Source organism: Planosporangium thailandense (assembly GCF_011947195.1).
Lineage (GTDB): Bacteria > Actinomycetota > Actinomycetes > Mycobacteriales > Micromonosporaceae > Planosporangium > Planosporangium thailandense.
Genome location: NZ_JAATVY010000017.1, coordinates 39,327 through 53,672 on the forward strand (window position 1 = coordinate 39,327; position 14,346 = coordinate 53,672).

At 70.5% G+C, this 14,346-nt stretch carries 10 protein-coding genes; 2 read left to right on the forward strand and 8 right to left on the reverse strand.

The genetic code is table 11. From position 1 onward, the window contains the following. Positions 1-2,172: a discoidin domain-containing protein gene (locus tag HC031_RS21355; RefSeq protein ID WP_240942783.1), complete on the reverse strand. Its 2,172-nt coding sequence runs from the start codon at positions 2,170-2,172 to the stop codon at positions 1-3. 619 nt (positions 2,173-2,791) lie between these two features. Here HC031_RS21355 and HC031_RS21360 point away from each other — a divergent pair. Next, positions 2,792-4,138: a beta-1,3-glucanase family protein gene (locus tag HC031_RS21360; protein WP_167927162.1), complete on the forward strand. Its 1,347-nt coding sequence runs from the start codon at positions 2,792-2,794 to the stop codon at positions 4,136-4,138. A 47-nt stretch (positions 4,139-4,185) separates the two neighbouring features. On the opposite strand, the gene HC031_RS21365 is transcribed toward HC031_RS21360, so the two are convergent. The 5 genes from HC031_RS21365 to HC031_RS21385 form a co-directional block, all read right to left on the reverse strand. Then, positions 4,186-6,078, reverse strand: a complete 1,893-nt coding sequence (locus tag HC031_RS21365; protein ID WP_338090767.1) for a ricin-type beta-trefoil lectin domain protein — start codon at positions 6,076-6,078, stop codon at positions 4,186-4,188. Positions 6,079-6,327: 249 nt separating this feature from the next. Beyond that, complete coding sequence (locus tag HC031_RS21370; protein ID WP_167927163.1) at positions 6,328-7,695, reverse strand: GH1 family beta-glucosidase; 1,368 nt, start codon at positions 7,693-7,695, stop codon at positions 6,328-6,330. 27 nt (positions 7,696-7,722) lie between these two features. Continuing rightward, on the reverse strand, positions 7,723-8,562 hold the full coding sequence (locus HC031_RS21375; protein WP_167927164.1) for a carbohydrate ABC transporter permease: 840 nt from the start codon (positions 8,560-8,562) through the stop codon (positions 7,723-7,725). After that, on the reverse strand, positions 8,555-9,547 hold the full coding sequence (locus HC031_RS21380) for a carbohydrate ABC transporter permease (RefSeq protein WP_167927165.1): 993 nt from the start codon (positions 9,545-9,547) through the stop codon (positions 8,555-8,557). The genes HC031_RS21375 and HC031_RS21380 overlap by 8 nt, the downstream gene beginning before the upstream one ends. Before the next feature lie 68 nt (positions 9,548-9,615). Next, a complete protein-coding gene (locus HC031_RS21385; RefSeq protein ID WP_338090768.1) occupies positions 9,616-10,926 on the reverse strand; it encodes a sugar ABC transporter substrate-binding protein in 1,311 nt (436 codons plus the stop codon). Positions 10,927-11,185: 259 nt separating this feature from the next. Between HC031_RS21385 and HC031_RS21390 the strand changes: the two genes are divergently transcribed. Next, positions 11,186-12,385, forward strand: coding sequence for an ROK family transcriptional regulator (locus HC031_RS21390; RefSeq protein WP_167927167.1), 1,200 nt, complete (start codon positions 11,186-11,188; stop codon positions 12,383-12,385). A 12-nt stretch (positions 12,386-12,397) separates the two neighbouring features. Here the strand turns inward: HC031_RS21390 and HC031_RS21395 are convergent, their stop codons facing one another. Beyond that, positions 12,398-13,255: an NAD-dependent epimerase/dehydratase family protein gene (locus tag HC031_RS21395; protein ID WP_240942784.1), complete on the reverse strand. Its 858-nt coding sequence runs from the start codon at positions 13,253-13,255 to the stop codon at positions 12,398-12,400. A gap of 96 nt (positions 13,256-13,351) precedes the next feature. Then, entirely contained in the window at positions 13,352-14,281 is a 930-nt protein-coding gene (locus HC031_RS21400) for an NAD(P)H-binding protein (protein ID WP_167927169.1), read from the reverse strand. Between the last annotated feature and the right edge of the window lie 65 nt (positions 14,282-14,346).

Sequence of the window (14,346 nt, forward strand, 5' to 3'; positions counted from 1 at the left end):
TCACGGGTAGCTGACCAGGTTCACCGGTACGGTGGCGGCGCCCGTCGCCGCGGCACCGGCGTCGTTGATGACGTGGTCGATGGTTCCGTTGCCGCCGAGGGAGACGGTGAGCAGGTCGTGAAACCGCACGCCGGACGTGGTGGGAGCTTCGAAGCCGTGGTCGGCGTGGATGCCGGAATCGACGTTGAAGTAGCAGTAGCTGCCCAACCCCCAGGCCTCATGGCTGCTGACCGTGTCCGCGACCTTGTAGGCCGCGTACCCGTTGGCGCCGGCGCGCCAGGCGGCCCGGCTGGGCGGGTCGTAGGGCATCTCGTTCTGCAGGAAGACGGTCCGACCGCCGTTGCTGTTCCAGATGACTTCGTCCTTCTGGTAGTGCTCGACGAACAGCGCGTACGCGGTCACGTTGGGGCCGTTGACGACGAGCCCCGTGTCGGCGGTGTTGACGGTCCAGCCGACGCCGCTGCCGTGGTCGGCGCGCCAGGCCCAGATGTGGTCGATGATGGTGTTCGCGCTGTTGACGACCAGACTGGTGGTCGCGGATCCGGCACCGGCGCCCCCGATGCGGAAGAACACGTCCTGGACGGAGGTGGGGTTGCCGGCGTGGCCGGCCGCGGCGCCGTTCGGGCCGATCCGCAACAGGACCGGGGAGTTCACCGGGCCGGCGTCGAACAGCAGCCCGGCGAGCTTGACCCCGTCGACGTCGGCGACGCTCATCGCGGTCACGCCGTTGTCGGGCACCAGCGTCGGGTACCCGAGGCCGAGCACGACGGTGTCGGGGCGGGTCACGGTCACCGTCTGGTCGAGGTGGTAGATGCCGGGGGTGAACAGCAGGTTCAGGCCCTGGCTGAGCGCGGCGTTGAGGGTGGCGGCGGAGTCGCCGGGCCGGGCCACGTAGAACCGGGTGAGCGGGATCGCGCTGCCGGGTGTGGCGCCGCCCGCCCACGTGGTGCCCTGGGAGTCGGTCCGCAGACTTGGAACGAACACCTGGTAGGCGCCGGCTGCGTCGACGTACAGGTAGGGCTTCTCCCGGGTGACGGGGCTGCGGGCGAGCACCGTGTAGGGCGGGTTGGGGAAGCTCTGCGCGGGCGCGCCGAGGACGCCGGAGAACGTCATGTTCCAGACCCCGTTGAGCCACCCGCCGATCTGGCTGTCACGGGTGAACCACTGCTGCTGTGAGTACGGGCCGACGGTGCCGCTGACCCGGGAGTCGGCGATGTAGCCGCCGCTGGCCCAGCCGTACCCGGCGGGCGCCAGGTTCAGGTCGCCGTGGATGTCCATCCGGCGGAACGGCGCGGCCTGGGACACTGCCCACCGGGTGAATCCGGCGGACGGGTAGACGGACAGGTTCTCCGCCGACCGCCAGAAGTTCTGGGTGGCGTTGCCGCCGGCCCAGCCCGCGTCGACGGTCACGTCGCCGTTGATCCGCACGTCGTCGGGGTTGCGGCCGAGGCCGGCGATGGAGGTGTAGAAGCCGATCTGGGCGTTGATCCCGCTGTAGGTGCCGGGCTTGAACAGCAGCGCGTACCGCTGCGTGCCGAACTGGTTGCGCTCCTGCTGCCTGAACACGGTGTCGAGCTGGGCCTGGATGGCCGTGCCGGACATCGACGGGTCGAAGACGATCACGTTGGGGCCCAGGGAGCCGCCGCCGGGTAACGGCGTGGATCCGCCCGTCGTGTGCACCACGAGTTCCCACAGCGAGTATCCGTACGGGGTGGCGCGCGCCGTGCCGTACACGCGCAGGTAACGGCCGCTGCCGGAGACGTCGAGGGTCTGGGTGCCGCCGGTGCCGGTGGTGGTCGAGTACACCGGTGTCCACGTCACGGCGTCGCTCGACACCTGGACCTGGAACGCGGTGGCGTACGCGGCCTCCCAGGTGAGGACGACCTGGCAGACCTGCTGGGTGCGGCCCAGGTCCACCTGGAGCCACTGCGGATCGGAGAACTGGCTGGACCACCGGGTGCCGGGGTTGCCGTCGACCGCCGCCGACGCCGGGAACGCGCCGGACTCGGTCGACGACGCCGTAGCCGGTTGGTTCAGGGCGGCGTCGGTCGCGCCGCAGCCACCCGAAGCGGGCGCCGCACCCGGCGACAGCAGGGTCGAGGCCGCGCGGGCCGGAACGGTCACGACGACCACGACGAGTGCGACCAGCAGCGCCGTCGCCGTGACGATCATTGCGAGTAGGTAACCCGGTCTGCCATGGCGGGCTCGGTGACGGGTGACAGCCTGCATGAGATCTCCCTCAAGCGTGCGCGTGCGTGGGCGGGACGGCGGTGCGGGCGTGGGGTGGGCTGCGGTGCGGGCGTGGGCGGGCGGGACGCGCCAAACCGGTGCGGCGAGACGGCGGCCCCCCGAGGAGGCGTGCGGAACCCGGCGGTTTACATCGAGATTCATCGTTATGACGAGCGGGTTTCAGAAAGGTCCGCCCGGCCCGCCACAACTGTCAAGGGCCCGAATGGATCACCGGCGAGGTGACGGAAGATCTCCCGGAACAGCCCGGAACCGGTGATATGCACCCTGGCCAGGGAGTTTGTTGCCAGAGGTAGCACACAGTGCGGGGCGCGATCATGTACGCCATTCCACAGAAGCGACATTCACTCTTAATTTAAGTCTTAGTCGATGCTTTAGAAAAATTACGCCACCTGCGAAAGTGAGGACGTAGATAGAAACTTGTAAATGCCTTGACAGAAGGTTGGCCGGCCCTCACCCTGCTTGGAAAGCGCTCTCCGACACCTGTCGGAAACCTCCCCGCCAGCCGGGCCGCTGCGGATGTCCCGGCACCCTAGGAGGAGCCATGGCCGTCCCCACCCTCGCCACACGCTCCGCTTCACGCCGGCGCGCCGTCGCCGCCGTCACACTGATCGTCACCGTCATCGCCCTCTACGCCGCGGCGACCACCCCGGGCGCCACCGCCGCCGACACCCCGCTCTCCCAGGGCCGGCCCGCCATCGCCTCGTCCACCGAGAATGCCGGGACCCCGGCGTCGGCGGCGGTCGACGGCGACCCCGGTACCCGCTGGTCGAGCCAGTTCTCCGATCCACAATGGATTCAGGTCGACCTGGGCGCGACCGCCACCGTTTCCCGGGTCGTTCTCCGATGGGAGGCCGCCTACGCCAGGGCGTACGCCATCCAGACCTCCACCGACGCCACCACCTGGACCACGGTCTACTCCACCACCACCGGGGCCGGCGGCACCGAGACCCTCGCCGTCACCGGCACCGGCCGCTACGTGCGCATGTACGGCACCGCCCGCGCAACGCCGTACGGTTACTCGCTCTGGGAGTTCCAGGTCTACGGCGTCGCCGCACCCGGACCGGATCCCGGCTCGTTCTGGGGTGACACCAGCGAAATCCCGGCCGCGCAGAACGTGCTGACGGTCAAGGTGCTGAACCGCACGAACGGGCACTACCCCGACAACCAGGTGTACTGGAGCTTCAACGGGCAGACCCACTCGATCGCCGAGCAGCCGTACCTCGACATGCCGGCCAACTCGGCCGGCCGGATGTACTTCTACCTGGGCTCGCCGACCAGCCAGTACTACGACTTCATCGAGTTCACCGTGGGACCCTCGGTGTTCAACGGCAACACCACCCGGGTCGACGCGTTCGGCCTGAAGCTCGCGATGCGGCTGCACGCCCACGACGGGTATGACGTGCAGGTCGGTGAGGACCAGGCCACCTTCGCCGAGGACCGGTCGGTGACCTTCCAGAGGTTCGTCACTGAGGTGCCGGCCGAGTTCAAGGTGCTCGCGCAGACCCAGGCGCCGTACCGGATCATCGCACCCGGCAGCGACCCGTCGTTTCGGGCCGGCGGCGTGAACCAGAACTACTACACCAGCTACGCCGCGTCGGTCGGGGTCAACGAGTCGACCTCCAACATCTTCGGCTGCGCCGGTTCGCTGGCCGGCAACCCGAACCTCTGCGCCGCCCTGAACCGGCACACCGCGCAGCTACCGACCGCGCAGCAGCAGACTCCAGGCAACTTCTACCTGGCGCCGCCGGCGAACTACTACGCGCGGTTCTGGCACGACCGCGCCATCAACCACCTCGCGTACGGCTTCCCGTACGACGACGTGGCCGGCCAGTCGTCGTTCATCTCCCACGCGAACCCGCGGTACCTGCTGGTCGCCGTTGGCTGGTGACACCCGTGGGGCGGCCCGGTGACCGGGCCGCCCCGACGCGTCACCGGTCAACCCGGCAGCGTCCACTTCTGGTTGGCGCCGCCGGTGCAGGTCCAGATCTGCAGCGGAGTGCCGACGGCTGAGCTGACCCCGGTGGCGTCCAGGCACTTGCCCGAACCGGTGTTGACCAGCGAGCCGTTGGAGCCGGTCCACCGCTGGGCGCCGGTGCCGTTGCAGTCGTACAGCTGGACCTTCGTCCCGTCGGCCGTGCCGGCGGCGACCACGTCGAGGCACTTGCCGAGGGCCCGGATGCCACCGTCGGAGTTGCCGACGGTCCAGCTCTGGGCGCCGGTGCCGTTGCAGGTGTAGAGCTGGACCTGGGTGCCGTTGGCCGGGTTGGCCCCGGCGACGTCGACGCACTTGCCGCCGTACCCGACGATCGCTCCGGTGTGGGTGCCGCCGCCACCCTGGGCGCCGCTCCAGGCGAACGTCGCCGACGTCTTGCCCGGCAAGGTGTACGTGAACGACTGCCCGCCCCAGTTGACCTTGAGCGACCGGCTGCCGCCGCCGCCGTTGTAGGCGATGAGCGCCTTGGAGCCGTCCGGGTTCTTCCACGCGACGTTCGGCGCCGTGGCGTTGGCGGTGGAGGCGATGCGTACCGCGCCCGGCCGCACGAACTTCGTCAGGTGCCCCATCGTGTAGTACTCGACGGTGTAGTCGACCTGGCCGCTGCGGCTGTCGCCGTTGTGCACGGTGATCAGACCCGTACAGGTGCCGCAGCCGCCGTTGTGCGGGCCCATGCTCTGGTCCACGGCGAGGCTCCACTTGGTCCAGCTACGCCCCCAGTTGCGGGTGTAGTCGATCAGGTTACGCATGTCCTCGTCCTGCTGGTTGGCGATCCAGGTGCCGCCGGAGTGCTCGGTGTCGTAGGCGCCGACGCCCGGGAAGGCGTTGTGCACCGTCGTCTGCTCGGTGACGTCACCGCTGTACCCGTGCCAGGCGATGCCGCCGAAGTTCGGGTCGTTGCGGATCGCGGGGTCGTTCAGCAGCGGCGCGGCCCAGGTGTCGTAGCCGTCCCAGTTCCAGTCGTGTACGAGCACCTTGGTGGTCAGGCCGGCACTGTGGAGCGCGGGCAGCAGGTCGGTGCCGACGAAGTAGTCCAGCCCCGACGTGTTCCACTGCATCGACGGGTACCCGGGGCAGCAGGTGGGCTCGTTCTGCGGTGTCACGTAGTCGATGTGCACCCCGTTCGCGGCGTACCCCTGGATGTACCTGACGAAATACTGGGCGTACATGGCGTAGTACCGGGCCTGCAGCCACCCCTGGTCGAAGCTGTTGTTGTCCTTCATCCAGGCCGGCGCGCTCCACGGCGACGCCAGCACCGTCAGCGCCGGATCAAGGGTCTTCGCCTGCGCGGTCAGCGCCATCACGTCGCTGTCGTGGCTGAGCGAGAAGTCGCTGAGGTCGCAGCAGGTGTCGTCGTACGAGTAGCTGTACCGGGCCAGGTCGGACGCGCCCATCGGGTTACGCAGGAAGCTCAGTCCGATGCCGTTGACCGGGTCGAACAGCTTTCGCATGACGTCGTTCTGGGTACTCGCCGACAGCGCGCCGCTGCCGTGCATCAGCCAGGCCGCGGTGTCGGTGAACGACGCGCCGGCACCTTCGAACTGCTGGTACGTGGTGTTCTCGTCGACGGTGACGGTCTGGTCGGCCGCGGCGCTACTGCCGGCGAAGGTGACGGGCGCCTGCGGTTGCAGGCCGCGGGTCACGTGCCGGCCGCCGCTGTCGTCGGTGGTGGTGAGCCAGATGCTGACCGGCTCACCGGCGGCGAGCGCGGCGGGGGCCTTCGCCACCGCGACCCCGCCACCGGCCGCCACGACGGCGGCGACGGCGGCGACGGCGAGGTGGACGGCCCGGCGGCGGTGCCACCCGGGGCGGGCGGGACATCTTCGTGCGAACACGGTCGGACTCCGTTCGGGCAGCGGGGTGTGGTGGTCTGCGGACGCGACCACGCGACCACGCGGACGCGCCGGTGACCGCCGGTGCGCGGTCGCGCTCGGCGCGCGACCGGACGTCGGCGGTGTCGCCGCACACCCCCTGCTTCGGAGCCTCGATGCGCCTCGTCGGGTGGGCGGCTACGAAATTCGGGACTTAATTTTTAGTCTCACAAAACTATTGATCCTTATCAATAGATGCTGCCGGAGCAGTGCTCAGGCAGCGTGATCGGGCACCGCGGCGACCGCCCGGTGGGCCCGGATGATCTCGGCGTACCGGTGGCCGCTGGCCTTGATGGTGCGCGCCTGCGTGGCGTAGTCGACGTGCACCAGACCGAACCGCTTGTCGTAGCCGTACGCCCACTCGAAGTTGTCCAGCAGCGACCAGACGAAGTACCCGGCCAGCGGCACCCCGGAGGCCGCCGCCCGGGCCGCGGCCACTAGATGATCCTCCAGATAGGACATACGGCCGGTGTCCTCGATGCGCCCGTCGTCACCGCGCTCGTCCGGCCACGCCGAGCCGTTCTCGGTGACGTACACTCGCACGGCGCCGTACTCGCGGTGCACCCGCCGCAGCAGCTGCTCCAAGCCGCCGGGGTGCACCTCCCAGCCCATCGCGGTACGGGTGGCGCCGGACACCGGCACCGCCCGGGCGTGCGGCACCGGCCCGTCCGGGTCGTCGGCCAGGACCTCGCGGAAGTAGTAGTTGACGCCGAGGTGGTCGGTGGGGGTGGCGATCAGCTCCAGGTCGCCGTCGCGCACCGGCGGTTGCACCCTGTACACCTCCACCATGTCCTCCGGGTAGCCCCGGCCGTGCAGCGGATCCAGCCACCAGCGGTTGGTGTGCCCGTCGGCCCGCCGGGCCGCGGCCAGATCCCGGGGATCGGCGGTCGCCGGCTCGCAGGGGCTGAGGTTGAGCACCGCGCCCACCCGTACCGGCGCGGACGCGGCGGCGCGCAGCGCGTGCGCCGCGAGCCCGTGCCCGAGCAGCAGGTGATGCGAGGCGGACACGGCGCGGGCGAGGTCGCGCTCCCCCGGCGCCATCCTGCCCTCCAGATGCCCGATCCAGGCGCAGCACAGCGGCTCGTTCACCGTGAACCAGTCGGCCACCCGGTCGCCGAGCCGGCCGGCCACCACACCCCCCAGCTCACCCAGCGCCTCGGCGGTGGCGCGGGCCGGCCAGCCACCCCGGTCCTGCAGCACCTGCGGCAGGTCCCAGTGGTAGAGCGTGGCGAACGGCCGGATCCCCGCGGCCAGCAGGCCGTCCACCAGCCGGTCGTAGAAGTCCAGGCCGGCGGCGTTGACCCGGCCCGCGCCGTCGGGGAGCACCCGCGGCCAGGCGATGGAGAACCGGTACGCCGGCACGCCCAGCGTCCGCATCAGCGCGACGTCCTCGGGCCAGCGGTGGTAGTGGTCGCACGCCACGTCACCGGTGTCGCCGTTGTCCACGGCGCCGGGTACCCGGCAGAAGGTGTCCCAGATGGACGGGGCGCGGCCGTCCTCGGCCACCGCCCCCTCGATCTGGTACGCCGACGTCGCGACCCCCCACACGAAGTCCGGCCCGAGGTCACGTAGCTGATCCATGCTCTCTCCCCACGTACGGAACGGATGTCACTTGACGGCGCCGGCCGTCAGCCCGGCGACGAAGTGCCGCTGGAGCGCGAGGAACCCGGCGACCACCGGGACGCTGACGACGAGCGAGGCCGCCATCAGCTGGTTCCAGTACACGTCGTGCTCGGTCGAGTACTGCTGCAGGCCGATCGGCAGCGTGCGGCTGGTGTCGTCGGTCATCACCGAGGCGAACAGCACCTCTCCCCAGGCGGTCATGAACGCGTACACGGCGACCGCCACCACGCCCGGCAGCGCTGCCGGCAGCACCACCCGCAACAGCGTCCGCAGCGGGCCCGCGCCGTCGACGGCGGCCGACTCGTCGAGCCCGCGCGGGATGCCGTCGAAGTAGCCGACGAGCATCCAGATCGAGAACGGCAGCGAGAAGGTCAGGTACGTGATGACCAGTCCGGTGCGGCTGGCGTACAGCTCGACGCCGGTGAGGTTGCCGATGTTGACGTAGATGACGAACAGCGGCAGCAGGAACAGGATGCCGGGGAACATCTGGGTGGACAGGACGGTCACGGTGAAGGCGCGCCGGCCGGCGAAGCGGTACCGGCTGACCGCGTACGCGGCGAAGACGGCCACGACGACCGAGCAGACCGTCGCCGTACCCGCCACCACGACGCTGTTGAGGAAGTAGCGTCCAAGGGGGACGGTGTGCCAGATGTCCACGAACGGCCGGACCGTGAGCCGGGACGGGATCCAGTGGAAAGGCCCCTGCACGTCGTTCAGCGGCTTGAGCGCCGAGGTGACCATCACGTAGACCGGCGCCAGCGTGAACAGCGCCAGCAGGCTCAGCACGATCCGGCGCGCCCAGGGCAGCCAGGCCGGTTCACGCATCGCCCCTCCTCGACGTCACGAGCAGATAGGCCCCGGTGACCACCAGCAGGAACAGCAGCAGCAGCACGCTCATCGCCGAGCCGAGGCCGAAGTTCCAGGTCACGAACGAGCTCTGGTAGATGTGGATGGAGATCAGGTCGGCGCTGCGCGGGGCCGCCTTGCCGAACAGCACGTACGGCGTGTTGAAGTCGTTGAACGTCCACAGGAACAGCACGAGCACCAGCACCTGGTTGACCGGGCGCAGCATGGGCAGCGTGATGCCGCGCAGCTGGCGACCGAAGCCGGCGCCGTCGACGGCCGCCGCCTCGTACAGCTCACCCGGCACGTTCTGCAGCCCGGCTGTCAGGCACAGGAACGCGAACGGCCACGACCGCCAGACCGAGACGGCCAGCAGCGCGCCGAAGCTGTTCCCGCCGATCAGCCAGAACGGCCGGTCCCCGGCGAGGTGGAGCTGGTCGACCAGGACATGGTTGACCATTCCGGTGTCGCGCTGGAGGAGGAAGCTCCAGGTGATCACCGCGGCGTAGACTGGCAGGGCGTACGGGGTGAGAAACAGCGTCCGCAGCGCGCCGCGGCCGCGGAACGGGTGCTGGGTGAGCACCGCGGCGGTCGTCCCGAGCAGCCAGGACAGGCCCACCGACAGCACGGTGAACGCGAGCGTCACCCCGAACGAGTGCAGCAGGTCTCCGCCGATGGCGCCGTTGACGTCGATCGACGCCCGGTAGTTGCCGAGCCCCGCGAAGGGCGCCGCCGACCAGTTGCGGATGTAGAACTGGGTGAGTCGCAGCAGGCTCATCCAGCAGCCGTAGAGCATCGGCACGAGGTGGACCAGCAGCTCCAGCGCGAGCGCCGGCAGCAGCATCAGGTACGGCACAAGGCGTCGCCGGTCGAGCCGGGCCCGCCGGCGCCCGGCGTGGCGGCCGGCGGAGCGGCCGGACCGGTCGGTCGTGGCCGCCCCGCCGGCCGGGGTGGTCAGTGTGGCCATGTCTCCTCCGGTTGCGTGGCGGGGTCCCGCGCACTTCCCGGCGCGGGACCCGGCCACGGCGACAGGGCTCAGCCGCCGGCGTGGACCTGCTGGTTGGCGGCGGTGAGCTTGCCCTTGACGTAGTCGTCGGTGATCGGCTTGCCGCTGGCCGCGTCGGCGAAGAGGTTCTTCATGGCAGTGCCGACCAGGGTCTCGAACTGGCTCTCCTCCGGCACGGCCGGCAGCGGCGCGGCGCTGCCGGCCAGAGTGTCCTGGAACACCTTGATCTGCGGCGTCTGGAACGCCGGGTCGGCGTACGCGGCCTTGACCGTCGGCATCGAGCCGTACGTGGAGTTCAGCGCCTTCTGCTCGTCGTCGCCGGTCATGAACTTCACGAACGCCAGCGCGGCGTCCCGGTGCTTCGTGTTGCCGAAGACCGCCAGGTTGATCCCGGCGACCATGCTGTCGACGTGCCGGCCGCCGGGCGGGGTCGGCGCCTCGAACGGCACCGGGGCCACGCCGTAGTCGTCCGGGCTCATGCCGTGCGCCTTGAGCGTGGTGTCGGCGGCCTGCCACAGCAGCATGGCGGCCTTGCCGCTGGCGAAGTCGGCCAGCGACTGGTTGTTGGCGTACTCCGCCGCGCTCGGGTTCACGATCTTGTCGGTCGCCATGAAGTCGATGTACCGCTTGACGCCGGCGACGGCGCCCGCCGAGTCGAACTGCGCCTTGCCGCCGGAGGTGAAGAAGTCGGCGCCGTACTGCTGGGCGAACGTGAACGCGTGGTGGGCGTTCTCGCTCACGTTGCCGCCCTCCACCACGAGGCCCCACTGGCCGTCGTGGGTCAGCTTCCTGCCGTCGGCGACCAGCTCGTCCCAGGTCTTCGGGGGCTCGGCGATGCCGGCCGCCGCGAACAGCTTCTTGTTGTAGTACAGGCCGTAGGCCAGTGAGTACAGCGGCACCGCGGCCGGGTCCTTCCCCGGCGCGCCGGTGGCGGCGAGGCTGCCGGCCAGGAAGCGGTCCTTGCCACCGATCGCGCTCATCGTCGTGCCGTCGAACGGCAGCAGCGCGCCGGTCGCCTGCAGGGACGCCGACCAGGTGTTGCCGATGTTGAGGACGTCCGGCCCCTTGCCGGAGGTGGTGGCGGCCAGGATCCGGTTGAGCAGGTCCGGCCAGCCGATCACCTCCAGGTTGACCTTGATACCGGTCTGCCGGGTGAACTTGTCCAGTTCGGGCCGCAGGATCTGGCGGTCGTTGTCGAGGCTGGTGCCCTGGTTGCTGGCCCAGTACGTCAGGGTGGTGCCGCTGCCGGAGGAACCGCCCTGGTCGTCACCGCAGGCGGCCACCGTCGGCGTCGTCAGCGCCAACGCGACCGCGAACAGGGCGAATCTGCGTGTGGTCACGTTCTGCCCTCTCGTAAGGGATACGCGTGCTCGGGAATGGCGGCGCCGGCCGAACCGGTGCCGGGAGCGCGGCGCCGACGGATGGACGCCCATCGGCGCCGCGGTGGGCGCCGGCTTCCGGAGGGCCCGCCCACCCACTCTTCTGTCACTGCTTTTTTCAAGCTCTGAAATATTGATAGCATTTAACGCGCACAGGATGGCCACGTCAAGACCGGCATCGATGGATCATTCTTGGTGACCAATGGAACGGTGGGAGCACATGGACGCAAGGCGGACGACGGTACGTGACGTGCGGCGGCGCAACCGCTCCGTGCTCCTGTCCGAGCTGTACTTCCACGAGCCGCTCAGCCGACAGGAGCTGAGCCAGCGGACGGGACTGAGCCCGGGCACGGTCAGCAACGTCGCGGGCGAACTGATCGCCGAGGGGCTGGTCGTCGAGGCCGGCTCGGTCGACTCCGACGGCGGCCGGCCACGGGTGCTGTTGCGGGTCAACCCCGGGTACGGCCGGGTGGTCGGGGTGGACGTGGGCGAGACCCGGGTCCGCGTGGAGAGCTTCGACCTGACGATGGCCCCGCTCGCCACCGTCGACTACCCGCTCGACTCCCCGCAGCCGCGCCCCGAGCCGGTCGCGGCGCAGATCCTCGCCGGCCTGCGGGAGGTCACCGAACAGGCCGGCACGGGACCCGTCGTCGGCGTGGGCATCGGCGTCTCGGGCACCGTCGAGCAGGGACCGCCGGCCCGGGTCCATGCCCAGACGCTGGGCTGGGACGCGGTCCCGCTGGAACGGATGCTGCGGGAGGGCACTGACCTGCCGCTGTTCATCGACAACGGCGCGAAGACGCTGGGGCAGGCCGAGATGTGGTTCGGCGCCGGGCGGGGCACCAGGCACGCGGTGATCGCCCTGATCGGCTCCGGCGTCGGCGCGGCGGTCATCACGAACGGCTCCACGTACCGGGGCGCCACGAGCAGCGCCGGCGAGTGGGGGCACACCACGCTGGTGTACGACGGGCGCCCCTGCCGGTGCGGCTCGTCCGGCTGCCTCGAGGCGTACGTGGGGGCCGAGGCGGTGCTCGACCGGTACCGGGAGGCCGCCGGAAGCCCCGCGCCCGGCGACGACGAGGAGTCGGCTATCACGGAACTGGTCGCCTCCGCCGACTCCTCGCCGGTGGCCGCCCGGGTGCTCGAAGAGACCGCCGGCTACCTGGGAGCCGGGATCGCCAACCTGGTCAACCTGTTCAACCCCGAGCGCATCGTGCTCGGCGGCTGGGCCGGTCTCACCCTGGGTGCCCGCCTGCTGCCGCGTGTGCGCGAGGAGACGGCGCGGCGCGCGCTACGCCACCCGTACGAGCAGACCTCGATCGAGCTGTGCCGGCTCGGTCCCGACGCGGTGGCCCTGGGCGCCGCCACGCTGCCGGTCGCAGACCTGCTCACCGACCCCGGGGTGCGTTCCCCCGCGTAGGTACGCCCTGAGCTAGCGGATCGGCTGGCCCAGCGGTGCGCTGCAGAACGAACCCCCCACCAGATCGTGGACCGGGTCGGCCGGGTCGGGTTCGCCGAACTCGGCGATCCGGGCGGCCGCGAACCGCTCGGCGTCGTCGGTCGACACGTACCCGAGCGCGCGGGCGGCCTCCAGCGACCACCAGCGGCGGGTGTTGTCGGAGACCGCCCAGACCACCCGGAAGCCGGGGCGCGGCGCCGCCAGGCACGCCTCGATGAGGTTCGCGGCGTCCGTCGGCGCCAGCCACGTGGCCAGGCCGCGCGAGCCGACCGGCTCGGCGAAACAGGTCCCGATCCGCAGCGCGATCACGTCCAGCCCGTACCGGTCGTGGTACAGCGACCCCAGCGACTCCATAGCCGCCTTGGACCAGCCGTAGAACGTGTCGGGCCGCGGTGACAGGCCGTCCGGCAACTCGCCGGCGCCCGGTGGCAGGTCGGTCGACCGGCGGTAGAACCCGACCGCGTGGTTGGAGGACGCGAGGATCACCCGCGACACCCCGGCGTCGACGGCAGCCCGCAACACGTTGTGGGTACCGGCCACGTTGACGGCCAGGATGTCGTCGAACGGCGCATCCGAACTGAGGCCGCCCAGGTGCAGCACCGCGTCCACGCCCTGGCACGCCGTGCCCACGGCCACCGGGTCCCGCACGTCCGCGACGACGCGCTCCTCGCCGCTGACCAGGTGATCAAGTTCGACCACGTCGGCGAGCCGCAGCACCCGGCCGTCGCGGCGCAGGAGCGGACGCAGAAGGCGTCCCATGTTTCCGGCCGCGCCGGTGATGAGTAGCCGGCGTACGGGATTCCCCGCCACCTGCCCGCTCGTCGTCTCCAACCTCATCCTCCGCGTGTCCGGCTCGCACTGACGCCTGTCTGTGGACGATACGCGCAGGCTGACGTGATGATCAACGAGAACAGCCACTCCACGCGGCTAGGAGTCGCTTCCAGCGTCGAAGAGCGCGGGGTTGGCCGCGACGAAATTCCGTACGCCCGACGCCGGCCTCCCAGTGACCTTCTCGACGTCACGCGTCACGCGGTCGTAGCGCCCCTCCGCGTGCAGGCGCGCCATGGTGGCGAGGTGCTCGAAGACGTGGTCGGGCAGGCCCAGCGCGCCCAGCTCCCGGTCCACCCATCGCCGATACGGCACATCGACGTACGTGACGGGCCGGCCGAGCGCGTCGGCGAACTCCGCCGCCATGGCCGTCAGGTCCTCGGCGCGCGGCCCGGTCAGTTCGTAGACCTTCCCGACGTGCGGAGCAGGGTCGGCGAGGACCGTCGCGATCACGTCGGCGACGTCGCGGGCCGCGACCGGCGAGGTACGCCCCGAGCCGAACGGCAGCCGGATCGTGCCGTTCTTCCCGATCGAGGCGACGGCGAACACCATGAAGAGCGGGTTCTCCAGGAAGACGGTCGGCCGCACCTGCACAACGGGTAGGCCGGACCAGTCGAGGACCTGTTCGGCGAGCCAGTGCAGCCGCTGCTGCGCCGACTCGGTCGTGCTCGTCAAGCTCATCTGGGAGACCGTCAGCTGCGAGATGTTGACGAGCACGTCCAGGTCTCCCCGCTCGCGCGCGGCGGCCGCCACGGTGGCCGTCGCCTGCAGGTACGACGCGGACACGCCCATGCCGAAGTACACGCGGCGGCAGCCGGCAAGCGCTCGGACGACGTCGGGGCCGCGCGTGAGATCACCGACCACGACCTCGGCGCCGGTCGCCCGCAGCGCCTCGGCCCGGTCGTCCTCGCGACGGACCAGCGCACGCACGGGTAGGTCGTGCTGCCGCAGAAGATCGACCACGGTACGCCCGACCGCGCCGACGCTCCCGGCGGCGCCGGTCACCAGGATCAGCGGCGCGGCGGGCATCGACTTCTCCTCACGCGACGGCGCGATTATCCGGCCGCGACCAGGGTGGGTGCGCCGATGAACTC